This window comes from Paraburkholderia sp. BR10882, assembly GCF_040948855.1.
GTDB classification, from domain to species: Bacteria; Pseudomonadota; Gammaproteobacteria; order Burkholderiales; family Burkholderiaceae; genus Paraburkholderia; species Paraburkholderia nodosa_A.
Window position 1 is genome coordinate 299,950 of the sequence record NZ_JBFPKP010000006.1, and the last position, 21,314, is coordinate 321,263.

23 protein-coding genes and 1 tRNA gene are annotated in these 21,314 nt (G+C 63.5%); 14 read left to right on the forward strand and 10 right to left on the reverse strand.

Translation table 11 applies throughout. The annotated features are described in order from the left end of the window. Window positions 1-37: 37 nt before the first annotated feature. Window positions 38-1,210 (reverse strand): DNA polymerase IV, encoded by a 1,173-nt coding sequence (gene dinB / locus AB3X99_RS18215; RefSeq protein ID WP_368617689.1) that lies wholly within the window; start codon window positions 1,208-1,210, stop codon window positions 38-40. A 165-nt stretch (window positions 1,211-1,375) separates the two neighbouring features. On the opposite strand from dinB, the gene AB3X99_RS18220 reads away from it, so the two are divergent. The 11 genes from AB3X99_RS18220 to AB3X99_RS18270 all read left to right on the forward strand — a co-directional run bounded on the left by AB3X99_RS18220 (window position 1,376) and on the right by AB3X99_RS18270 (window position 8,860). Continuing rightward, entirely contained in the window at window positions 1,376-2,083 is a 708-nt protein-coding gene (locus tag AB3X99_RS18220; protein WP_368617690.1) for an aspartate/glutamate racemase family protein, read from the forward strand. Between the two features lie 284 nt (window positions 2,084-2,367). Further along, entirely contained in the window at window positions 2,368-3,678 is a 1,311-nt protein-coding gene (locus tag AB3X99_RS18225; RefSeq protein WP_368617691.1) for a tyrosine-type recombinase/integrase, read from the forward strand. Window positions 3,679-3,950: 272 nt separating this feature from the next. Beyond that, window positions 3,951-4,352, forward strand: coding sequence for a hypothetical protein (locus AB3X99_RS18230; protein WP_368617692.1), 402 nt, complete (start codon window positions 3,951-3,953; stop codon window positions 4,350-4,352). 10 nt (window positions 4,353-4,362) lie between these two features. Then, complete coding sequence (locus AB3X99_RS18235) at window positions 4,363-5,409, forward strand: hypothetical protein (RefSeq protein WP_368617693.1); 1,047 nt, start codon at window positions 4,363-4,365, stop codon at window positions 5,407-5,409. A gap of 96 nt (window positions 5,410-5,505) precedes the next feature. Then, complete coding sequence (locus tag AB3X99_RS18240; RefSeq protein WP_368617694.1) at window positions 5,506-5,916, forward strand: hypothetical protein; 411 nt, start codon at window positions 5,506-5,508, stop codon at window positions 5,914-5,916. A 50-nt stretch (window positions 5,917-5,966) separates the two neighbouring features. Then, on the forward strand, window positions 5,967-6,281 hold the full coding sequence (locus AB3X99_RS18245; protein WP_368617695.1) for a hypothetical protein: 315 nt from the start codon (window positions 5,967-5,969) through the stop codon (window positions 6,279-6,281). A gap of 78 nt (window positions 6,282-6,359) precedes the next feature. Then, window positions 6,360-6,545, forward strand: coding sequence for a hypothetical protein (locus AB3X99_RS18250; protein ID WP_368617696.1), 186 nt, complete (start codon window positions 6,360-6,362; stop codon window positions 6,543-6,545). 73 nt (window positions 6,546-6,618) lie between these two features. After that, entirely contained in the window at window positions 6,619-7,695 is a 1,077-nt protein-coding gene (locus AB3X99_RS18255; protein WP_368617697.1) for a phage major capsid protein, read from the forward strand. After that, window positions 7,688-8,011 (forward strand): hypothetical protein, encoded by a 324-nt coding sequence (locus AB3X99_RS18260; RefSeq protein WP_368617698.1) that lies wholly within the window; start codon window positions 7,688-7,690, stop codon window positions 8,009-8,011. Before AB3X99_RS18255 ends, AB3X99_RS18260 begins: the two co-directional genes overlap by 8 nt. An 11-nt stretch (window positions 8,012-8,022) precedes the next feature. Then, window positions 8,023-8,634 carry an HK97 family phage prohead protease gene (locus AB3X99_RS18265; protein WP_368617699.1) on the forward strand — a complete coding sequence of 204 codons (612 nt, stop codon included), beginning with the start codon at window positions 8,023-8,025 and terminating at the stop codon, window positions 8,632-8,634. Window positions 8,635-8,644: 10 nt separating this feature from the next. Beyond that, complete coding sequence (locus AB3X99_RS18270) at window positions 8,645-8,860, forward strand: hypothetical protein (RefSeq protein WP_368617700.1); 216 nt, start codon at window positions 8,645-8,647, stop codon at window positions 8,858-8,860. A gap of 294 nt (window positions 8,861-9,154) precedes the next feature. On the opposite strand, the gene AB3X99_RS18275 is transcribed toward AB3X99_RS18270, so the two are convergent. The 5 genes from AB3X99_RS18275 to AB3X99_RS18295 all read right to left on the reverse strand — a co-directional run bounded on the left by AB3X99_RS18275 (window position 9,155) and on the right by AB3X99_RS18295 (window position 12,610). Further along, window positions 9,155-10,603, reverse strand: a complete 1,449-nt coding sequence (locus AB3X99_RS18275) for a hypothetical protein (RefSeq protein ID WP_368617701.1) — start codon at window positions 10,601-10,603, stop codon at window positions 9,155-9,157. A gap of 116 nt (window positions 10,604-10,719) precedes the next feature. Then, window positions 10,720-11,085 (reverse strand): hypothetical protein, encoded by a 366-nt coding sequence (locus AB3X99_RS18280; protein ID WP_368617702.1) that lies wholly within the window; start codon window positions 11,083-11,085, stop codon window positions 10,720-10,722. Beyond that, the gene (locus AB3X99_RS18285) at window positions 11,082-11,459 is read right to left on the reverse strand and encodes a hypothetical protein (RefSeq protein WP_368617703.1); all 378 of its coding nucleotides are present in this window, start codon (window positions 11,457-11,459) and stop codon (window positions 11,082-11,084) included. Before AB3X99_RS18285 ends, AB3X99_RS18280 begins: the two co-directional genes overlap by 4 nt. Before the next feature lie 396 nt (window positions 11,460-11,855). Continuing rightward, window positions 11,856-11,932, reverse strand: a tRNA-Met gene (locus AB3X99_RS18290). Window positions 11,933-12,067: 135 nt separating this feature from the next. Further along, window positions 12,068-12,610 (reverse strand): PadR family transcriptional regulator, encoded by a 543-nt coding sequence (locus AB3X99_RS18295; RefSeq protein WP_368617704.1) that lies wholly within the window; start codon window positions 12,608-12,610, stop codon window positions 12,068-12,070. 188 nt (window positions 12,611-12,798) lie between these two features. Here AB3X99_RS18295 and AB3X99_RS18300 point away from each other — a divergent pair, with 188 nt between their 5' ends. After that, window positions 12,799-13,800 carry an NAD(P)H-dependent flavin oxidoreductase gene (locus tag AB3X99_RS18300; RefSeq protein ID WP_368617705.1) on the forward strand — a complete coding sequence of 334 codons (1,002 nt, stop codon included), beginning with the start codon at window positions 12,799-12,801 and terminating at the stop codon, window positions 13,798-13,800. A gap of 61 nt (window positions 13,801-13,861) precedes the next feature. On the opposite strand, the gene AB3X99_RS18305 is transcribed toward AB3X99_RS18300, so the two are convergent. Continuing rightward, a complete protein-coding gene (locus AB3X99_RS18305) occupies window positions 13,862-14,482 on the reverse strand; it encodes a 2-hydroxychromene-2-carboxylate isomerase (RefSeq protein WP_368617706.1) in 621 nt (206 codons plus the stop codon). Between the two features lie 100 nt (window positions 14,483-14,582). On the opposite strand from AB3X99_RS18305, the gene AB3X99_RS18310 reads away from it, so the two are divergent. After that, window positions 14,583-15,311: an SDR family oxidoreductase gene (locus tag AB3X99_RS18310; RefSeq protein ID WP_368617707.1), complete on the forward strand. Its 729-nt coding sequence runs from the start codon at window positions 14,583-14,585 to the stop codon at window positions 15,309-15,311. A gap of 83 nt (window positions 15,312-15,394) precedes the next feature. Further along, window positions 15,395-16,180: an exodeoxyribonuclease III gene (gene xth / locus AB3X99_RS18315; RefSeq protein WP_069268147.1), complete on the forward strand. Its 786-nt coding sequence runs from the start codon at window positions 15,395-15,397 to the stop codon at window positions 16,178-16,180. Window positions 16,181-16,189: 9 nt separating this feature from the next. Here the strand turns inward: xth and AB3X99_RS18320 are convergent, their stop codons facing one another. From AB3X99_RS18320 to glnL, 3 genes are all read right to left on the reverse strand, one after another. Then, window positions 16,190-18,283, reverse strand: coding sequence for a prolyl oligopeptidase family protein (locus AB3X99_RS18320; protein ID WP_368617708.1), 2,094 nt, complete (start codon window positions 18,281-18,283; stop codon window positions 16,190-16,192). A gap of 117 nt (window positions 18,284-18,400) precedes the next feature. Continuing rightward, the gene (gene ntrC, locus AB3X99_RS18325; RefSeq protein WP_368606285.1) at window positions 18,401-19,972 is read right to left on the reverse strand and encodes a nitrogen regulation protein NR(I); all 1,572 of its coding nucleotides are present in this window, start codon (window positions 19,970-19,972) and stop codon (window positions 18,401-18,403) included. A 66-nt stretch (window positions 19,973-20,038) separates the two neighbouring features. Further along, window positions 20,039-21,181 (reverse strand): nitrogen regulation protein NR(II), encoded by a 1,143-nt coding sequence (glnL, locus tag AB3X99_RS18330; RefSeq protein WP_069268150.1) that lies wholly within the window; start codon window positions 21,179-21,181, stop codon window positions 20,039-20,041. Window positions 21,182-21,314 lie beyond the last annotated feature (133 nt).

The window sequence follows — 21,314 nt, forward strand, 5'->3', positions numbered from 1 at the left end:
CGCCGCCAGCGGCGTGGCCCCCCTCCACGCGAAGGCGTCACACGAGCGCGTTCGGGCCATCGTCTTCCGCTGGGTCGTCGTCGAAAAGCGCGAACTGCCCGCGCAACGCCGGGCTCTCCTCTTCGAGCCGCACGCCCACGCCGAGCAGCCGCACCGCCAGCTTGCGTCGCGCGAGCCCCTTTTCGAGCATCAGCAGCAGGGTGCGCACATCGGTGGAACTGGCCACACACTCGACCGTCGTGCGCTGGAAGTCGGCGAAGCGGATCTTCACGAAGAGCTTGCGCACGGCGTGCGCGCAACCCGCGCGTTCGATGCGCGCGTCGAGCTGCACTGCAAGACGCTTCAGCTCCTCGCTGCACGCTTCGAGCGTGAGCAGATCGTCCACGTAGGTCGTCTCGACGCTCACCGACTTGCGCTCCTGATCGGCGCGCACGGGCCGGTCGTCCAGGCCGCGCGCGAGTTCGTAGAGCCGCTTGCCGAACACGCCGAAATGCCGATGCAGATCGAACAGCGACCATGTGCGCAGTTGCGCGCACGTGGTGAGCCCGAGGTTTTCGAGCTTCGCTGCCGTGACCTTGCCGACGCCGTGAATCTTGCGTACGGGCAGTGCAGCGATGAAGGCATCGACTTCAGGCGGCCGCACGACGAAGAGGCCATCGGGCTTGTTCCAGTCCGAGGCGATCTTGGCGATGAATTTGTTCGGCGCGACGCCGGCCGATACCGTCACGCCCACGGTTTCGCGCACGCGCGCGCGTATTTCCTCGGCGATCAGCGTGGCGCTGCCTTTGCAGCGCGAGGCGCGGGTGACGTCGAGATAGGCTTCGTCGAGCGAGAGCGGTTCGACGTCGGGCGTGTAGTCCCGGTAGATCGCCATGATCGCGCGCGAGGCGGTGCGGTACTTCTCCATCGCCGTGGGCAGGATCAAGAGCTCGGGGCACTTGCGCATGGCGAGCGCCGAGGACATCGCCGAATGAATGCCGAAGCGCCGCGCCTCGTAGTTGCAGGTGGCGATCACGCCGCGCTGGTCGGGCCGGCCGCCCACCGCGAGCGGACGGCCGCGCAACGAGGGGTCGTCGCGCATTTCGACCGACGCATAGAAGCAGTCGCAGTCGCAATGGATGATCTTGCGAGCGGCGGCGGCAAGTGCGGCGGCGGTGCGCCCCGGGTCGGGTGCAGGCGGCGGCGCGAGGTCGGAAGAAGGCGAGGTCACGGTCCCGATACTGTACAAAAACACAGTATTATTTTCAAGACAAGTGTCCGCGCCCTTTGTCGGCTCCCGTACCGCTTCGGATCGGCCGGACCGTCTCTGGACTGCTGGCTGCGCGGGCCTATACTCGTGCGGACTGAACAGGCCACGAGCGTGAGGAACGAATCGATGAAGACAATCGGAGTGATTGGGGGGATGAGTTGGGAATCGTCGGCCGAGTATTACCGGCTGCTGAACCGCCACGCCAAGGCGCGTCTGGGCGGCCATCACAACGCGCGCAGCCTGATGGTGACCGTAGACTTCGCGCAGGTCGAAGCGCTCCAGCGCGCGGGCGACTGGGACGCGCTAGGCGTGCAGATGGCCGAGGCCGCGCAGCAGCTCGAACGCGGCGGCGCCGATATCGTGCTGCTCGCGACGAACACGATGCACCGCGTGCGCGCGGCAATCGAGGCGACGATTTCGATCCCCTTCCTGCATATCGCGGACCCGACCGGCCAGGCGTTGCGCGCCGCCGGCTTCACGCGCGCGGGCCTGCTCGGCACGCGCTACACGATGGAACAGGACTTTTACGTGGGACGATTGCGCGAGGCGCACGGCATCGAAGCGATCGTGCCGAACGAACACGATCGCGCGGACGTGCATCGGATCATCTACGACGAGCTGTGTCACGGCAACGTCGATGCGCAGTCGCGGCGCGTGTATCAGCGCGTGATCGATGACCTCGCGGCACGCGGCGCGCAGGCGGTCATTCTCGGCTGCACGGAAATCACGCTGCTCATCGGGCAGAACGATTCTGCCCTGCCGGTGTTCGACACGACCGCGTTGCACGCGCAGGCTGCGGTGGATTGGGCGATTGGAAGCGAGGCAGGTGCTTAGCGCTATGACGCTCGTGGCTGCTTCGAGATGCAGAAAACAAAAAACCCGCTTGGAGCGGGTTCATTGATTGGCACGAGGCCTTGCTGCTTCAGACGTTTGGTTGCGGGGGTAGGATTTGAACCTACGACCTTCGGGTTATGAGCCCGATTTCACCCGTTGATGACGGTTGAGCGTGGTGCGTTATCGTATAAAAAACAAAGGCTTAGGTGTATATTGGGTGACATTCGTGGCCTGCCGTTGGCGGCGGGCATTACCCAAAAATTACCCAAGCCGGAACCGCAACCATGCCCAAAACCAACACGCGCGTCGCGATAACCCGTGATTTCGTGCGCGACCTGCCCGTGACGGGCGCCTTTCAGGAGTACGCCGACGCCACGCTCACCGGGTTCTCCCTGCGCGTCACACCCGCTGGCAAAAAAACCTACTCGGTGCGCTTCAAGACGCCCACCGGCACGTTCACCCGCAGGAGCCTCGGCAGCTTCCCGGAGACGATGCCGAACGATGCACGCGAGGCCGCGCGCAAGTTGCTGGACCAGAGCCCCCAGCAAAAAGACGCGCCCGCCGTGGTCGAGGAAAAAAAGCGCCGCCACGCCGAGAGCGTGCGGCGCGCGCACGGCGTGCCGACCTTGGGCACGTTCCTCGACGGCGACTATCTCGTGTACCTGCAAACGAACGGCATCAGCGAGAAGAACGCCGCGCTGATCAGTTCGTCGTTTCCCGACCTGCTGGACCGCGCTCTGGACGAACTCACGCCGTGGCTGCTGGAGGGCTGGAAGTCGCGCGTCGCGAAAACCGGCGTCAAGCCCAAGACGATCAGCAACAAGCTCGTCGCTCTGCAAGGTCTGCTTCGCGTGGCAACCGATGCCGGACACATTGCCGATAACCCGGCTCGCAAGGTGACGCGCAACGGCAAAGCGGACGTGATCGTGCGGTATCTGAGTACCGACGAGCGCGAGCGCCTGTACGCAGCGATGGAGGCCCGCGAGGAAGAGAACCGGGACGCGCGCCAGCGCACCATCGCCCATCGCCGGATGCGCAAGCTGCCCGCCCCGCCGTCGATCCGCAACGTGCGCTACACCGACTACCTGCAACCGCTCGTCGTGACCGCGCTCAACACGGGTATGCGCAAGGGCGAATTGTTGGCACTCGAATGGCAGGACGTGGACCTAGAACTGCGCACGATCCACGTGCAGCGCGCGGTCGCAAAAAGCGACAAGCGCCGCGACATTCCCATCTCCGATGAACTGCTCGCGTGCCTCACGGCGTGGAAGCCGCTTGCTCACCGCGTATGGGTGTTCGGCAACAAGGACACCAACGCGCCGCTCACCGACTTTGGCGGTGCGTGGGACGGACTGCTTGAAGCGGCCGAGATAACGCGGTTCCGCTTTCACGACACGCGCCACGACTTCGCAACCCGGCTCGTGTCGCAGGGCACCGACCTCTACGTGGTCAAGACGCTGCTCGGGCATTCGAGCTACGCAATGGTGGAGCGCTACGCGCACCTCGCACCCGACCATCTGCACGCAGCGATCAACTCGGCGTTCAACAATGCCCCGGCGAAGAAGCGTTCGCCGCGCAAGAACGCAGCAGCATGACCGCGTAACCCGCGATCCTTCATTCGAAGCGCCTGCCACCCGGCAGGCGTTTTTATTTTCGCGCACACCCCGCAATGTTCTGCCTCGCGGCACGCCTTCGCGAACAGGATTCACTTCCCGCCCGTTGCGTAACGTAGCAACGCGCAGCCACGCGTTCTGACCGGTAACCACTCAGCCGGAGTCCTACAAAATGCCTGTAGATCCCACGAACATTTAGCGTCTGCGCGCGCCTACTATTGCCACGTACACCCGCCACCAACGAGAGGCAACCGATGAATACGAAAGTACGTGAAACGCAGGTTCCAGAGTTGAGCACTCTGATTGCTGGCGTGCGTAAGGCAAGCGCCGCAGGCGCGAAGTCTAACAACGGTCCGCGCACGCGTGTCGCCCAGCAGAACGAGAGCGACCCCAATGAAGGCGAGGCCCACGTCGCACCGCAACCGCGCGCCCCGCCGCTGAATCCCGATCCCGAACACGGCGCGATGACGATGACGGAGTTCTGCGAGCGCTACAAGATCGACCGTGGGACGCTTTACCACATGCGCCGCGAGGGCATCGCCCCGGACGTGGTGCTCATCGGCCGCAAGGTGCTCATCACCTACGCTGCGGCGCGCGAGTGGGAGCGCCGCATGGTTGGGCGCACCCGCGAAGCGACGGCTGACGCAAACGCGTAAGGCGGCTCCCATGAGCGCCGATCACGAAGTCGATCCGGAGAACCTGTCTCCGCGTGAGGAAGCGACGCGTGCGGCGGAGGACCATTGGAGAACGCCCACTCAGCGTCACATCACCATCACGCTCGCGCGGCTCGTGAGCGACAGCAGTCACCAGATCAACCCTTCCGCCGCGTTCATGGCGGCGCGCACTGGCTACGCAAGGTCGGTCATCAACGACACGTTTGCCGAGTTGAAGAAGTGCGGCGTGCTGCGCATCGTGGGCAAGACGGGACGCGGCGGCTCCAACGTCTACGAGTTCGACACGGACGCGCTTGTGCAGACGTACCCGAAGCGCGAGGCGTGGGAGTTGGTGCGCGAGCGCATGTGGCAGGAGCCGCGTAACCAGAAGTGGCTCAACGGCCGGAAAGATAACCGCCCACCGGGCAAGTTAGACGAAGTTGCCCGCGAGCCGGTGAAGTTCGTCAATGGTACGGCGAAGCCGAACTTGCCCGCCGAGGGTGCCGAACTTGCCCGGCACGCGAGCGGAACTTGCCCGGCAGACGGTTCGAACTTGCCCGGCACGGACCCCGAACTTGCCCGGCTATCAGGCGGTAGGGTTTTAGAGGGTTTAGGAGGGTTAACAGAGGGTTACTTAGGGGCCGACTTTGCTTTGCAAAGCGCGGCCGATGTGCCCGGTCCCCTCTGGAAGCCGAACCGGATCGCCAACATGGCCAACACGTACTGGAAGGACGCCACGCCAGAGCAGCGCAGTGAGGCTCGTGCACTACTGGCGGTACTGCCCGACGAATGCCGTGCGGGCAGTACGAGCGGCAAGGTTCAACTGATGGCGAGGCAGGTGTTGCAGCACGCATTGCACGGCCGCACACCGGAGGACGTGATTGCCGCGTACCACGAAGCGCAGGCGGGCATGTTGGCGGGCAGGAAGCCTCAGTGGGCATCGGTGCACAACACGCTCACCCTCCGGCACCGCTCGCGCGAGCCGCACGACGAAGAGGTTGAGCCTGTCCGGTACCGGCTCGACGCATCACCGGCAGGCAGCAACGACGCGGTTCATTGAGTCGCCATTTTTTTGTAGGCACTAGTTAGGACCACGTAACGCCTAAGCGTTACATGGAGTAGCGAGTGCAGTAACCAACCTTTGGAGATAGGAACCATGAGCACGAAAGACGAAGCGAATCACCTGTACCAACCGGACACCCGCAACTATCGCGAGATTATCGAAACGGGCATGAGCGACGAGAGCCGCGCAGAGTACGCGCAGCAGGTGGCCGATTCGAGCGTTGATGAAACGGAATTGCCGTATGTGTTCGACGCGCAGGCAAGGCCGTATCACAAGCGCGAAGTCGAATGGTCGAAGCTGACCGCCGCAGACATTCCGGGCCTTATCGAAGCATTCGACAACGACGACCGGGACCGTTACCTGATCCAGCACGTTGCATTTCTCGCGCTGCTGCCCGCGTTGAAGCAGGGGTTGAGTTTCAGCGACGCCGCATTGGCTTTCACCATCGCCAACGAAAAACGCAAGATGCGGCACGTGTTGCCCGCCACGAGCATCGCCGAGTGAGCAATGAGAGCGGTGGGCAGTTTGCCCACCGCCTATTTTCAGGAGGCACCATGAACGAATTGGACCCCAACGCGCTCTGGACACACTGCGCGCGGACGGCGGGTGAACTGGGCGCGACGCTGGAATTCCTGAACGTGCACCCCGCGCTCTCACGCGAGATGCGCGACGAGATGCGCCAACTGGTCGCCACCGTCTGCAACCGGCCCATCGCCGAACAAGCAATGGTCGGCTATTGCCTGCGCCGTGCGAAGCGCGACGGCAACGCGCAGACGGAGGACCCCAACGCCGACCCCGAGGCGGAGCTTGCCGCGCTGCGAGCCATCGTGACCGATATCGAGCGGCGGCTCGACGCCCCGCTTCACTGACCCGTGCCGAGCCTCGACGCCCGCGTTGATCGTTGTGAGGCCATGCTGCGCGCGTGGCTTCGCGAGCGCGGGCACGAGGTGACACCCGACGACTGCGTGCCCGAGCGTGTGGCGTGCCAGTTGTGCGGCTCGCAGGACCGGACGTATCTGGCGCAGCGCGTGCGCGACCTTGCCTCGGTGCCCCGCTATCGCACCACGGGCACGCGCCGCTTCTACCGCGTCCGCGACATTGCGGTGTGGCTGGAGGTGGGCTTCGCCGAGTGATGTATTTGAAGTTGTGCCGTTGGCCGGTGCCCGCGCAATCTAAGCCACCAACCAACGGGGGACGGCGATGAACGTGCGAGACGTTACCGGGCTGACCGCAGTGCGCGCCGCGCGTGCCGCTGCGGTGAATGGGAGCAACCTTGTTGCCGCGAGGGCGTTCGCCGCGCAACAGTGGGGCGCGACGAGCGACGTGTGCGACGTGCTGACGAAGCAGTTGACCGACACGGGTTCGATTGATACCGGCGACGCCACGCTCTACAACGTTGGCGCGCACATCGTGGAACTGATCGAGCGGCGCAGTGCGTGGGGCCGCGTCAACGCTCTCGTGCCGTTTGCCAACGTGCCGCCCGGTGCTCCCGTGCTCGGGCTCTCGATGCACGCAACCGCAACATGGACGCCCGAGGCCGCGATGATTGCGGACAGCGCGCAAGCGTTCGTCGCTTCGCGTATCAGCCCGCTCAAGCTCGCGGTGCTCACCGTGTATAGCGAAGAATTCTTGCGCCTGCCGTCGCCGCGCGTGGACGAGGCAATCCGGCGTGACGTGGTGCGTGCGGTATCTACTGCGCTGGACGACTCGATGTTTGCGCCGGACAACGCGGGCACGCCCGATGAGCAGCCGCCCAGCGTGTTCGCCGATAACGTCCTGCACGGCACCTTTCATCCCGCCGCAGACCTCACCACGTTGCTCGAATCGCTCGACGCCAACCAGTTGCAAGACGTGGTGCTGGTCATTTCACCGCTCGACGTGCCCACCTGCATCGAACAAGGGCTCAACGGTAACGGCGTATTGACTGCCCGTGATGGCGGCGAGTTGCTGGGTTATCCGTGCGTGACGAGCGCGAGCGTGCCCAAAGGCAGCATCGGCTACCTGATCCCGAGCGAAATTCTTGTGGTCGAAGCGGGCCTCACGCTCGGCACGTCCAAGCAATCCACCATTGCTGTCCACGACCTGCAACGGGAGACGAGCCAGATTGTTTCGCTGTGGCAGCAGAACGCCGCAAGCATCCGCGCCATCCGTTACATCAACTGGCAACCGCTCACGTCCAACGCGGCGGGCATCATGCTCGACTGCATCGGCACGCAGGCAGACGATGACACGCGCAACGCTGCACCCGCAACGAAGCGCGCGAAAGGAGGCAGCAATGTGTGACCAGACATTTGTTCCCGGCTGCTCCTGTGCCCGCAACCAACTGGAGTTCGATCAGGAGCGTGAGCGCGTCGCCCGCGCGAGCGCCATCGAGCATGACGTGCTGGACCTGCTGCGCGGCGAGCACATCAGCGCGAGCGAAGAAGCCGTTGCGCTCCACGCGCTGCTGCTGCGCGAATGCCCCGCCGCCGCCGTGCTGGTCGATGACGTGCTGACGAACGAGGACGGCACCGTGTTGTTCTATTGGGTCGGCGGCGATCAGCGCGTGGCGCACGTTACGCCCGCCGAGCAGACCGCCGCGCTGCGGCTCGTGGCATAGGAGAGGCAACCATGAACGAGAGCTTCATTGACCGTGGCCGCGTGGCGACCATTGTGCGCGCGACCAGTCTGCTGATGACCCGCACGGTGGACGCGGACTTACGCATCATCGAAGGCGTGGCCTCGACCGCGAGCGTGGACAGTTACAACGATGTGGTCGTGCCGACCGGTGCGCACTTCAAGCTCCCGCTGCCCCTGCTCTGGCATCACGACCACGAGGCACCGGTAGGGAGTGTGACGTGGGCAGCGGCCGAAAAGTCGGGCATCAGGTTCCGCGCGCAAATCGCGCGCATTGCTGAACCGGGCAGGCTCAAGGACCGTGTGGACGACGCGTGGGCACACGTGAAGAATTCGCTGCTGCGCGCGGTGAGCATTGGCTTCGCCCCGGAGGAATCCGAGCCCATCGCAGGCGGTGGCAAGCGATACACGAAATGGCGTTGGCTTGAGCTGTCACTGGTCACGGTTGGCGCAAACGGCGATGCCGTGATTACCGAGCATCGCGACCTGACGTTGGCCGAGCAGTTGGTTGAACGTGCGTTGCGTGAGCACCGCGAGGCGCACCCGTTGCCGAAGCGCGAACCGCACGTGGTGGTGCGCCTCGACGCTGCGGATCGCGGGGAGTGAGGCGCGCGCCATGACGCGAATCTATCTGGGCATGATTGGGCTCCAACGCGTGACCGAAGGCGATATGCCCGCCGAAGCGCTGCTCGGTAGCCGTTACGCTGATGACGTGCGCGACCTCGTGCGGAGTGCGCTGCAAGATGGCGAACAATGGTTGGGCTTGGAGACGCGCGATGGCGTCGTGGTCGCGTGCCGCGATGACTGCCCGTTCAAACTGCGCGGCCGATGACGGCGGGGCGGCATCTTCACAAAATTTTTCATCTGATCGTAAACCATCCCCCTCCCGTTTCTTCGCATGGCCGCAAGCTCGCGAAGGGGGGGCCGAAAAGATCTACAGACCCGGTGATGACCCGACGATGACCAGCGGCACACCTGCCGAACCGTGCGCCGACACACGCACGCAAATATTGTGGCTTTCGCGAACTTGCGGGACGGCGCTTGCCGCCCCGCTGCGGATTGTCGAGTCACCGTCAGTGGCAGGTACCGTGCTTCGGGGTCGTTGCTTCCCCCGTGACACTAGCGTTTAGTCGTCCGCCTCTATCTCCATCTCAGTGACATTGCCGCTCTTTTCATCGGCTGGTGCTGCTGGAAACGTTACACGTCCAGTTGAGGACAATATTGCTTGTCTGCATGCTCGCGCGTATCCGGAATCTGGGAATGCAACTAAATACTGCACAGGGGGAAACAGATCGGGCGTAAAGACCAAGGCAGTAGAAGCAGTCCCGGCCGCACTGTGACATTTCTCCGTGAACGGATCCCCACGGTCACCTAACGGCTGAAGTCGGAAGCCATTACCGAATAAGACCGGTTTGGCGGGCACCGTTATTTCGTCGCGCTGAAAATCTTCGTGGATATTCATGGAGAGTTGACGCAACTTATCAATGTTCACGGCCTTATTGTCTTTGCCCTCTGCTTCTCCGATAAGCCGTCCCTCGTCACATTCGAATACGACATCAAACTCTGATTCCGAATCCTTAAAGGGCTCAGCCTTGAAACCGAGAAGTCGAAGTGCGTCAATAATTGCTGCTTCCAGAGCTTTTCCCTTTTCATACAACAACGCTCTTAGTGCTCCGGCAGATTTGAGGGCTTCCGATATTTCTTCCTTTCGCTTTTGCGCTTCTTCGACCTGTTTTTCGGCGGCGAGCAGTTGGATGTTCAGATTCGCTTCGGAAGCGAGCATAAACCGACTCTCGCTTGCCCATGTGGGTTCCGGAGTCACCTCAAGTGAGCTTCGCAGGGCTTTGTCTAGCCCTACAATTGACGCCACGAAACGCTTGGAAAATTGTTGGCCGATTTTTGACCATTCCGACTCATCGCTCTCGTCGTCGAAAAATTTCTCGTCGTAGAAATCAATGTCCGGTAAGCATAAAAGCGTCCCCCCCGACGTCTTGTCTCGATAGAGAGCACCGACAAGCCTCCCGCCAGAGCGAGTAATAACGCATCCGGGTACGTTCTCATCAGTGAGAAGTACTTGGTATCTTGAAAGCTTCTCGAACTCCCCCCAATACGTAGCCAGAATCTCGGAACCACGATCGACCAGCTTCATCGCAGTCCCGGAGGTCGCCGTAGGAGACAATGAAGCAGGTATCGCTTCATAGTTGCTATAAAGGGCAACGTGCGTAGTTGTTTTTTGATTGCGACCGGTCCCTGAATATGTGCGCTTGCCAGTGTCGACATATACCTCCGTCATAGGCGGAAGATAAACGATCACGGTCTTGCCAGTGTCGACGGCTTGTCTTAGTTCTCGACGCCAATGTTCGCAGCACTCTTTGAGGCGAAAGGAGACGCTGTCGCTCAGACTCGGTTTGCCTTGAAACTGGTCACTGTACGAGGACGAGGAGACGAATTCGTCAATATCAGGCCTGAACAAAACAATATCCCAGTCAAGCAGGGATACATTGGATCGAAACTCGGCGGATTCAACTTCTGGTGACGCGAGTGCAAATCCAACGGTAAGTATTCTCTTGCTCACAATGCTGTCCTCAGGGTTTGTTATATTCCGCGCAGCGACTTCTGATTGCTCGATTATACTGGTGTAAGGGACTTGGACCGGCCCGCGCGAGGCTGCTGGCGGGCCGGATCCGGTTGCTACGGCTGTGCTGCCGGTGGTATCACATCACCTCGCAATTGCTTGAACGTTTCGATATCGAGCCATTCGCGCTCATGCGGGTCATCGTTACTCAGCGCGGCCAGTACCGCCCACTTATGCCGAGCCGACGCGAGCAGAACAAGTAACCGTCCATCCGTCGCGCGAATCATCTGCACTTCGGACACCTGCTCCTGCCGCTGCGGGTCAAGCCATCCGAATGCGGCCCGCCAGATTGGCTGCTCGACCCATGACGGCAGGCCAACATTGGGTGCTACCCATGATCGCGGCGGACGCTTGCGATGGAGCCCTTCCGGCATCTTGGCGGGCTCCCATCCCGGCACGATCTTGCCTTCGGTGCGGCTCATTGTGACGCCTCGGTGATGCGCTCGTCCACCACGTCGGCCACGCCTTCGATGAACGCAATGACGCGTTCCACTTCCGGGTACGGCTCGCCGATCAGTGCCTCGACCGTGGCTTCAAGGTCAATGCGCGACCCATCGGCCATGTCATCGATGCCTTCAACCGCAGCGTAGAGGTCAACGCCGCTGCCCCACGCACTCTCGACCAGTGAAGCCCGCGCCACGGCGTCGGTGTCGATATCCGCCACGCGCCGCACTGCGTTAACGTTGGGATAGGTGCGTCCCCAATGCTGGCCCATCGCGAAATACTCCGCATGCTCCGCATCTGCTTCATCGGCCGCTTCATACAACCGCTTCGATTGCTGCTCGTTGCTGCTCATGCTTGCCTCCAAGTCAATTGCGCAACCGGCGCAGCGCGCCGCCGACAGACCGCGTAAACGACAAAGCCCCGTCCATCGCTGGTACGGGGCCTTACGTTTGGGTAACAGTGGGCAGGGTCTAGCCGGACTTCTGCGCGCAGGCGTGCGGGGTTGCGGGCCGCACAACCCGCATACATTACCGTTAACTCGCTGGGCGTGTATGTTCGTGGTTGCCCGTGCGCACTGGTGGGGGAGAACGCCAGCCGACCCGGAAAACAAAAAACCCGCCGGAGCGGGTTTGATGGTCGGGGTTCGGTTTCGCGGGAATTTGGCGGTGATTACCCACCTATTACCCAAAATCGCGAAAAGTGCGAACTACCCAAAACTGCTGAACTTGCGCAAAGCCTTACTGGGCTTTGGTTGCGGGGGTAGGATTTGAACCTACGACCTTCGGGTTATGAGCCCGACGAGCTGCCAGACTGCTCCACCCCGCGTCCGTCAGAGAAAAGAATTATAGGGTGCACGCGCTTCTGCGTCAAGAGTCTTTTTCACATGACTGAAACATGGCGCGTTCGGACACCGTCGGCAAGCAAACGCGACACGAGAATTCCTTCGGACAACCTGGCACATCACTGTGCCTGCGCGGGTTCCACCAGCGTGCGCACCTCTGCCGCCCAGGCAAGCCACATCTCCTGCGTATGAATGCCCGCCTTGAGGATCGCGTACTGCAACTGCTGCCCGCGCGTGAGCGACGCCGCGCCGAAATCGCGCTGCTCGATCTCCCGATACGTCGCGAGCCGTGCACGATTTTCTTCGATGAGCCGCGTGAGCTCCTCGGCGAGGCCAAGCGGCCCGATCACGGCATCGGCGCGCAGCTTGAGCAGAAACACGTTGCGCGAGTCGAGGTCGAGCGCGGTCTCGCGCACCCAGCGCGCCACTTCATCCCGCCCGACCGGCAATACGCAATACACCTTCTTGCGCGACGCGGCGGCCGTCTCGTCCTCGATGACCGACACCCATCCCGCGTCGACCATGCGGCCCAACTCGCGATAGATCTGCTGATGGGTGGCGTGCCAGAAGTAGCCGATTGCGCGATCGAAGCGGCGCGCGAGGTCGTAGCCTGACGAAGGCTTTTCCAGCAAGGCGATGAGGATGGCATGCGGCGTCGACATGCGGCGATTCTAAACCACGCCCCGCCCGATGCCGGATCTGTTGCGGATCGAATTTTCCCACTATGCAACTGGTTGCATAGTTTCGACGGCTTTGCTATGTTTGAGCCAGCCAGCCGGCGCGCACGCCGGCGCATCGAATCACGCGAGGGCAGCCGCACCCGGCGTCCCCGCCAGTCTAGGAGATATGGATGTCCCTTCCCGCCGTGCTGCGCCGCGGCCTGTCGATCCCGGTCGTCGGCTCGCCCCTCTTCATCATTTCGAATCCCGATCTCGTGATCGCCCAGTGCAAGGCGGGCGTCGTCGGCTCGTTCCCCGCGCTCAACGCACGGCCGGAGCACGTGCTGGGCGAATGGCTCGACCGCATCACCAACGAGCTCGCCGAGTACAACGCAAAGCATCCGGACGCCCCGGCGGCGCCTTTCGCGGTCAACCAGATCGTGCACAAGTCGAACGACCGCCTCGAGCACGACCTCGGCGTGTGCGCCCAATACAAGGTGCCGATCGTCATCACGTCGCTTGGCGCGCGCGAAGAGGTCAACCACGCGATCCACGCATGGGGCGGCATCGTGCTGCACGACGTGATCAACAACACGTTCGCGAAGAAGGCCATCGAGAAAGGCGCGGACGGCCTGATCGCCGTGGCCGCCGGCGCGGGCGGCCATGCGGGCACACTCTCGCCGTTCGCCCTCATCCACGAAATTCGCGAATGGTTCGACGGCCCGCTGCTGCTGTCGGGCGCGATCGGCAACGGCAACGCGATTCTCGCGGCGCAGGCGGCGGGCGCCGATCTCGCCTATATCGGCTCGGCGTTCATCGCCACGCATGAAGCGAATGCCCTCGACGCCTACAAGCAGATGATCGTCGAAGGCGGCGCGGGCGATATCGTCTACTCGAATCTCTTCACGGGCGTGCACGGCAACTATCTGCGCCAGAGCATCGTGGCGAGCGGTCTCGATCCGGAGGCGCTGCCGCAGTCGGATCCGTCGGCGATGAATTTCGGCTCGACGCGCGTGAAGCCGTGGAAGGACATCTGGGGCTCGGGCCAGGGCATTGGCGCGGTGAAGAGCATCGTGCCTGCGGCTGAACTCATCGCGCGTTTGAAGCGCGAATACGAGGCGGCGCGCGCGCGTCTCGGCGTGGTGAGCGCGCCGCTAGCCGAGCAACAATCCGTAGAACAAGCCGCGCTCTGATGCGCAGCGCGAGGCGGGAGCGATCATGCCGCATCCGCCTCGCCTCGTGATGCAACGCCTTTTACGCGTGCGACTTCACGCGCGCGATTTCCTCTTCGACGTCGCGCAGTTGATCCTTACCGAAGTACATTTCCTCGCCGACGAAGAACGTCGGCGAACCAAATGCGCCGCGCTCGAACGCCGACTGCGTGTTCGCAAGCAGTGCGGCTTTCACATCGGCGTCCTGAACCGCCGTTTCGAATGCCGTGGCATCGAGGCCGTCCGCCTCCAGCGCCGCGCGGATCACGGCGGGGTCGTCCATCTTGAGGCCCTCTTCCCACATGTGCGCGAACATGCGGTCCACGTAGCGCTCGAACGTGCCGAAGCGCTGCGCCGCAATCGCGCCGCGCATGATCTGCAATGTATTCACCGGGAAGTGCGGATTGGGCCGATAAGCGCTCAGCCCATGCCGCTCTATGAAGCGCCGCATCTCGAGGATCATGAACTTGCGCTTGTTTTCGATGTCCGCGAACGCCTCGGCCGGCGAGCGATTGCCGCTCAGCTTGAAGAGGCCGCCAAGCAGGATCGGCACATACTCGAAACGCACCTGCCGGCGCGCTTCGATGCCGCCGATCACCTTGTGGCACAGGTAAGCGTTAGGACTGCCGAAGTCGAACAGAAACTGCACCTTGATGTCAGCCATCGTGTCTCCCCTATGTGAATTCGCGCACCTTTGCCCGGGCGCGCCGACGTCCTAAGATACCTGAAACCGGGCCGCTGCAATCGACAGTGAGACAAGCACCATGACGCAAAAGAAAGCCGTATTGGTAATCGGCGCAGGCGACGCCACCGGAGGCGCCATCGCGCGCCGCTTCGCACGCGAGGGCTACATTGCGTGCGTGACGCGCCGCAATGCCGACAAGCTCGCGCCGCTCGTCGCGCAGATCGAAGCCGAGGGCGGCGAAGCGCACGCCTTCGGCTCGGACGCGCGCAAGGAAGAGGACATGATCGCGCTCTTCTCGGAGATCGAAACGCGCATCGCGCCCATCGAGGTGGCGATCTTCAATATCGGCGCGAACGTGCGCTTCGGCATTACCGAAACCACGGCGCGCGTCTATCAGAAAGTCTGGGAAATGGCCTGCTTCGCCGGGTTTTTGATGGGTCGCGAAGCCGCAAAAGTGATGCTGCCGCGCGAGCGCGGTTCGATCTTCTTCACGGGCGCCACCGCGAGCCTGCGCGGGCGCGAGGGCTTCGCGGCGTTCGCAAGCGCGAAGCACGCGCTGCGCGCCCTCGCCCAGTCGATGGCGCGCGAACTCGGTCCGCAGGGCATTCACGTCGGGCAGATCATTGTCGATGGCGCGATCGATACCGAGTTCATCCGCGAGAATTTTCCCGAGCGCTACAAGCTCAAGGAACGCGACGGCATCCTGAACCCCGAGCACATCGCCGACGCCTACTGGACGCTGCACCAGCAGCCGCGCGATGCGTGGACACACGAACTCGATCTGCGGCCGTGGCTCGAGCAATGGTGAGGCAACTGTTGCCCGCCTGGCGAAGCAGGCGATAATGGCGGCGAAGTGCACCGAATGCACACCGTCACCCTATCGAGCCTCACATGAAAATCGCAACATGGAACGTCAACTCCCTCAAGGTCCGTCTGCAGCACGTCATCGACTGGCTCAACGAGAGCAAGACCGACGTGCTCTGCCTCCAGGAACTCAAGCTCACCGACGACAAGTTCCCGCGTGCCGAACTCGAGGCGCACGGCTATCGCAGCTGGTTCGCGGGCCAGAAGACCTATAACGGCGTGGGCATCCTCGTGCGCGAAGGCCTGTTCGTCGACGAGGCCACGGTCGTGCGCAACATTCCGGGCTTCGAAGATCCGCAGCAGCGCGTGATTGCCACGACCATCGGCGACGTGCGCGTGGTGAGCGCGTATTTCCCCAACGGCCAGGCGCCCGGCACCGAAAAGTTCGCGTACAAGCTGCAATGGCTCGACGCCATGCACGACTGGCTCGCGCAGGAGATGCAGCGCTACCCGAAGCTCGCGCTGCTCGGCGACTACAACATCGCGCCCGAAGACCGCGACGTGCACGATCCGAAGGCCTGGGAAGGCCAGAACCTCGTCTCGCCCGAAGAGCGCGCGCAGTTTCGCCGCCTGATCGAACTGGGTTTCGTCGATGCGTTCCGCCAGTTCGAGCAGCCCGAAAAGCTCTTCACGTGGTGGGACTATCGCATGTTCGCGTTTCGCCGCAACGCGGGCTTGCGCATCGACCATATCCTGCTCTCGCCCGCGCTCGCCGGGCACCTCACCGCGTGTGAAGTCGACAAGGTGCCGCGCAAATGGGAACAACCGTCCGATCACACACCGGTGATCGCCACGCTCGATATGGCGGGCTGAACGCGCGCCTTACCAGTTCCCCGCGAGCGTGGTCCACAGAAAGCGATAAACGAGGGCGTCATACTCCGCGCGCTCGAGCGAATCGCTGCCGGGGCCGTGACCGCCTTCGGTGTTCTCCAGATACCAGACGTTCGCATGCCCCTGCTGCTCCATGCGTGCGACCATCTTGCGCGCGTGTGAGGGGTGCACGCGGTCGTCGCTCGTCGAAGTCGTGAACAGCGACGGCGGATACACGACACCGGGCTTCACATGGTGGTAAGGCGAATAGGCGGCCAACGCACGCGACTCTTCGGCATCCTCAGGATCGCCATATTCGTCGATCCATGACGCACCCGCATGCAGCAGCGGGTAGCGCTGCATGTCGAGCAGCGGCACCTCGCACACCACGGCGCCGAACAGCTCGGGGCGCTGCACCATGCACGCGCCCACGAGGAGCCCGCCATTGCTGCCGCCCTTGATGCCCAGTTGCGCGGCGCTCGTGTAGCCATCGGCGATCAACTGCTCAGCCACCGCGATGAAGTCGTCGAACGAGCGCTGGCGATGCTCGCGCTGCGCCTCGACGTGCCAGGCGGTGCCGTACTCGCCGCCGCCGCGGATGTGCGCGATCGCCACCACGCCACCCTGCTCCAGCCAGCCAATGCCCGAGCCGACGAGGTATTGCGGCGTGAGCGCGATGGCGAAGCCGCCGTAGCCCGTGAGCAGGCACGGCGACGCCTTGCGCGACTCGCCTTCGAGTACGGCCTTCGGGCCGATCACGGTAAACGGGACGCTCGTGCCGTCCGCCGAGCGCGCGTGCGAGCGGATCACCGCGAGCGGGCCGGAATCGAACTGTGTGGGCCAGCGGTCGAGCAATTCCCACTGCTGGAGATCGGTTTGCGCGAGATCGGCGAGCCAGTATTCGGGCGGCAGCAGGTAATCGTCGACGTCGACGAATACCTCGTCGTTGAGCGTGTCTTCGATGGGCGAGACATCCACCTGCGAACTCGCACGCGCAGGAAACACGCGCGACTCCCAGCGCCATGCGCCATCGTCCTGCTGCGGCTGCCATAGCATCGTGCGGCTTTCCACATCATCGAGCCAGGAGACGATCAAGACATTGAGCGTATTGGTCCAGTCGCACGCCGACGTAACTGGCGTGGGCGTGAAGAGCGTCGTGAACGCGCGATCGCCCGCGAGGAAAGCGTCTTCGCGGATCACGAGCAACGCACCGCCCTTGTACGTCACGCCCGCAACGCTCCAGTCGAGGCGCGGCTCGAGCAGCAGCCAGCCGTGCCACGCGCCGACCGAGACATGCGTAGGCACGTCGTACACCTGCCAGTCGCCGCGCTCATCGAGACGATAGGTGTATGAATCGAAGAAGTCGACACTGCGCACCACGTCGTGGCGCTTCTCGACCGGATCGTAGTCGCCCTCCACGCTGATGTCGTCGAACTCGCCGCTGAACACCACGGGTGCGTCGGCGAGCGCGGTGCCGCGCGTCCAGCGGCGCACCTCGCGCGGATAGCCCGAGCGCGTGAGCATCTTCTTGCCGCTCTTGCCGCCCGCGTCCCATCCCAGGTACACGGTATCGCGATCGATCCACGAAATGATGTGCTTGCCTTCCTTCGCGATGGCGAAACCATCGTCGAGGAACTCGCACTTCACGATGTCGAACTCGCGCACGATGACCGCATCGGAGCCGCCATCGGAAAGCTGGATCAGCGCGCGGTCGCCGTCAGGGTAGAGGATGTCGATGCCGGCGCACACCCATGGCATGCCTTCTTTCGCGCCGAGCGCGTCGAAGTCGATGAGCGTTTGCCACTGCGGCTCGTGGGCGCGCCAGTCGGCCCAAAGCGCGCGGCGCCACAGGCCCTTGGGATTGTCTTCGTCCTCCCAGAGATCGTAGGCCCATTCCTGCCAGCGGCTCGGGATCACGGGCCGCTCGCGCGGCAGGTAGGCCTGCGCGAGGCGCTTCTCGAGCGCCTCGAAGCGCGCACCACCTTGCCACGCGGCGCGCGTGCGCGCGTTCTGCGATTCGACCCAGGCCATGACGGCAGGGTCGTCGAGCGATTCGAGCGAAAGGTACGGATCGGCCTCGGTGGGCCAGGGAGAAGTCACGGGCATGATCGGTCGTCGACAGGAAAACAGCGTCGATTATGCCCTGTGTGCGCGCCGATGCACTGCGCGCCGGGCCGGCTCGCGTGACGCGAGACCGGACCGGTGCCACAAGCTAGTACGCGCTCATTCCAGATTGAGTTCCTGGATCTTGCGCGTGATGGTGTTGCGGCCGATGCCAAGACGCTCGGCCGCCTCGACCTTGCGCCCGCGCGTGAAGTCGAGCGCCTCGCGGATCACGGCGGCTTCGAAGCGGCGCGAGAGTTCGTCCATGACGTCGGCGCTGTTTTCGCGCAACAGACGCGCGACTTCCGTGCGCAGACCGCTCTCCCACACGCTCAGCGCCGAGACTGCGGCAACGGCGCCGTTGGACGCACCGAACGCGGGCGTGCCGAACACCACGCCGCCGATCACGCCGGGCAAGCCCGCGCCGGCCACGGCGCCCGCAACCGGCGAAACGCCGCCCGCGCCATTGGCCGCCGCGCCCACTTCGGAGGCGGCCGAAGCATCGGCGAGATGCACCACCGCTCCCGCGGAGCCGTGCGCAGGCACGAGGTCAGGCGGCAGATCCTTGATCTCGATGGTCTGCGCGGGCGCCATCACGGTGAGCCAGTTCGCGAGATTCTCGAGCTGACGCACATTGCCGGGAAACGGTAGCGACGACATCCACGCGAGCGCCTCGTCCGACACGCGCTTGGGCTCCACGCCCAGCTCGCGCGCGCTCTTCTGGAGAAAGTGGCGCGTGAGCAGCGGAATGTCCTCGCTGCGTTCGCGCAGCGCAGGCAAACGCAGCCGAATCACGTTGAGCCGGTGATACAAGTCCTCACGGAACAGCCCCTGGCGCACACGCGTTTCGAGGTTCTGGTGCGTCGCGGCGATCACGCGCACGTTCGCACGCAGCGGGTTGTGCCCGCCCACGCGGTAGAACTGCCCATCGGAGAGCACACGCAAGAGGCGCGTTTGCAGGTCGAACGGCATGTCGCCGATTTCGTCGAGGAACAGCGTGCCGTTCTCGGCCTGCTCGAAGCGGCCCTGGCGCATGGCCTGCGCGCCGGTGAACGCACCGCGCTCGTGGCCGAACAGTTCGGATTCCAGAAGATCCTTCGGGATCGCCGCAGTGTTCAGCGCGATGAACGGACCGTTCGCGCGTGGGCTATGTCGGTGCAAGGCGCGCGCGACAAGCTCCTTTCCGGTGCCAGACTCGCCGGTGATGAGCACGGTGGCCGCCGAATGCGAAAGCCGCCCGATGGCGCGAAACATGTCCTGCATGGCCGGCGCCTGGCCAAGCATCTCGGGCGCTTCGGCGGGACGCTCGTCCCACTGCTGCTCGCCCCGCATGCTTTCGTCCACGGCGCGGCGAATCAGCTCGACGGCCTTGTCGACGTCGAACGGCTTGGCGAGATACTCGAACGCGCCGCCCTGAAACGCGGCAACGGCGCTGTCGAGGTCGGAGAACGCCGTCATGATGATGACGGGCAAGCCCGGCACGCGCTCACGCACGGTTTGCAGCAGCTCGAGGCCCGAGCCGCCCGGCATGCGGATGTCGGAGACGAGCACCTGCGGGCTGTCGTGATCGAGCGCGCTCGCGGCTTCGCGCACGTTCGAAAAGCTGCGGGTAGCGAAGTTTTCGCGGGCGAGGGCCTTTTCTAGCACCCAGCGTATCGATTGGTCGTCGTCTACTATCCAGATCGGCTTCATAAGTTCGGTCAGAAGTCCTGGTGGCGTGCGGTATCGGTAAGTCTCAATTCAGGTCTAGCTATCGATTCAACTTTCGAGCGGCAGCAGTATCTGAAACTCGGTGTGTCCCGGCCGGCTATCCACTTCGATCAGTCCGTCGTGCTGCTGGACGAACGTCTGCGCGAGCGTGAGGCCGAGACCGCTGCCATCCTCGCGTCCGGAGACGAGCGGATAGAAGATGCGGTCGCGAATCTCCTCGGGAATGCCGGGCCCGTTGTCAGTGATATGCAAGTCCAGTGCCAGCTTGCACAAGCGTTTGGAAATCGTGACCTTGCGCGCAATGCGCGTGCGCAATTCAATGCGCGCGTCGCCCTGCGAAATGCGTTCGCGCAGCGCCTGCGCCGCGTTGCGCACGATGTTCAGCAGTGCCTGGATCAACTGCTCCTTGTCGCCGCGCAGGTCGGGCACGCTCACGTCGTAGTCGCGCTCGATGGTGAGGCCGCGCGGGAACTCCGCGAGGATCACGGCGCGCACGCGCTCGCATACTTCGTGAATGTTCACGTCGCCGACGATATGCGGATGCCGGTGCGGCTCCAGCAACCGGTCGACGAGCGTCTGCAGGCGGTCCGACTCCTTGATGATCACCTGCGTGTACTCGCGCAGCTCGTCGCGCTCCAGCGCACCGAGTTCGAATTCGAGCAACTGCGCCGCGCCGCGAATACCGCCGAGCGGATTCTTGATCTCGTGCGCGAGATTGCGGATCAGATGCTTGTTCACGGCCGTGAGGTCGTGAATACGCTCCTCGCGGTCGCTGCGCAGATGCCGCTCGTTCTCGAAGAGTTCGAGCAGCACGTAATCGGGCGTGCTTTCGAGAAAGCCCACGACCACATGCACGTTCAGCGGCTCGCGTCCGGGGCGTTCCAGCGAAGCGTCGAGCCGCGTCGCGTGAAAGCGATGCTCGGCGATCGACGCGATCGTCGAAAGCAGCTCGTCCGCATTCGAGAAGAGATCGGACCACCCCATCTGCGCGAGCTGACGGCGCGAGAGATCGAGCATCGCCTCCGCCGACGGATTCGCGAAGGCAACGCGCAATGTGCGCTTGTCGAGCACGAGCACGACCGTGGGCAGCGCCTCGAAGCCGGGCAGCAGGCCCGACTCGACGAGCGGCGCGTCGTCGGAGAGCGGTTCGGCGTGGCCCTTTCTTGCCCTGATCAGATTCTTGAGCACCATGTTTCAGGCCGGACGCCATGCGGCGCGCCAGCAACGGTCCTGGTCGTTAGTTCTGGTCAATACGCTGGTCAACTAGCGGGTCGATACGTCTCGTCGACGAGCGACAGGCGTCCCAACGAAAAAGGGACGGCAC

Excerpts from the sequence above, each read along its gene's own strand:
- AB3X99_RS18220 (WP_368617690.1), top strand. The coding sequence starts at position 1,376 with ATGAAGACAATCGGAGTGATTGGGGGGATGAGTTGGGAATCGTCGGCC.
- AB3X99_RS18225 (WP_368617691.1), top strand. The coding sequence starts at position 2,368 with ATGCCCAAAACCAACACGCGCGTCGCGATAACCCGTGATTTCGTGCGC.
- AB3X99_RS18230 (WP_368617692.1), top strand. The coding sequence starts at position 3,951 with ATGAATACGAAAGTACGTGAAACGCAGGTTCCAGAGTTGAGCACTCTG.
- AB3X99_RS18235 (WP_368617693.1), top strand. The coding sequence starts at position 4,363 with ATGAGCGCCGATCACGAAGTCGATCCGGAGAACCTGTCTCCGCGTGAG.
- AB3X99_RS18240 (WP_368617694.1), top strand. The coding sequence starts at position 5,506 with ATGAGCACGAAAGACGAAGCGAATCACCTGTACCAACCGGACACCCGC.
- AB3X99_RS18245 (WP_368617695.1), top strand. The coding sequence starts at position 5,967 with ATGAACGAATTGGACCCCAACGCGCTCTGGACACACTGCGCGCGGACG.
- AB3X99_RS18260 (WP_368617698.1), top strand. The coding sequence starts at position 7,688 with ATGTGTGACCAGACATTTGTTCCCGGCTGCTCCTGTGCCCGCAACCAA.
- AB3X99_RS18265 (WP_368617699.1), top strand. The coding sequence starts at position 8,023 with ATGAACGAGAGCTTCATTGACCGTGGCCGCGTGGCGACCATTGTGCGC.
- AB3X99_RS18270 (WP_368617700.1), top strand. The coding sequence starts at position 8,645 with ATGACGCGAATCTATCTGGGCATGATTGGGCTCCAACGCGTGACCGAA.
- AB3X99_RS18280 (WP_368617702.1), bottom strand. The coding sequence starts at position 11,085 with ATGAGCCGCACCGAAGGCAAGATCGTGCCGGGATGGGAGCCCGCCAAG.
- AB3X99_RS18285 (WP_368617703.1), bottom strand. The coding sequence starts at position 11,459 with ATGAGCAGCAACGAGCAGCAATCGAAGCGGTTGTATGAAGCGGCCGAT.
- AB3X99_RS18295 (WP_368617704.1), bottom strand. The coding sequence starts at position 12,610 with ATGTCGACGCCGCATGCCATCCTCATCGCCTTGCTGGAAAAGCCTTCG.
- AB3X99_RS18300 (WP_368617705.1), top strand. The coding sequence starts at position 12,799 with ATGTCCCTTCCCGCCGTGCTGCGCCGCGGCCTGTCGATCCCGGTCGTC.
- AB3X99_RS18305 (WP_368617706.1), bottom strand. The coding sequence starts at position 14,482 with ATGGCTGACATCAAGGTGCAGTTTCTGTTCGACTTCGGCAGTCCTAAC.
- AB3X99_RS18310 (WP_368617707.1), top strand. The coding sequence starts at position 14,583 with ATGACGCAAAAGAAAGCCGTATTGGTAATCGGCGCAGGCGACGCCACC.
- xth (WP_069268147.1), top strand. The coding sequence starts at position 15,395 with ATGAAAATCGCAACATGGAACGTCAACTCCCTCAAGGTCCGTCTGCAG.
- AB3X99_RS18320 (WP_368617708.1), bottom strand. The coding sequence starts at position 18,283 with ATGCCCGTGACTTCTCCCTGGCCCACCGAGGCCGATCCGTACCTTTCG.
- ntrC (WP_368606285.1), bottom strand. The coding sequence starts at position 19,972 with ATGAAGCCGATCTGGATAGTAGACGACGACCAATCGATACGCTGGGTG.
- glnL (WP_069268150.1), bottom strand. The coding sequence starts at position 21,181 with ATGGTGCTCAAGAATCTGATCAGGGCAAGAAAGGGCCACGCCGAACCG.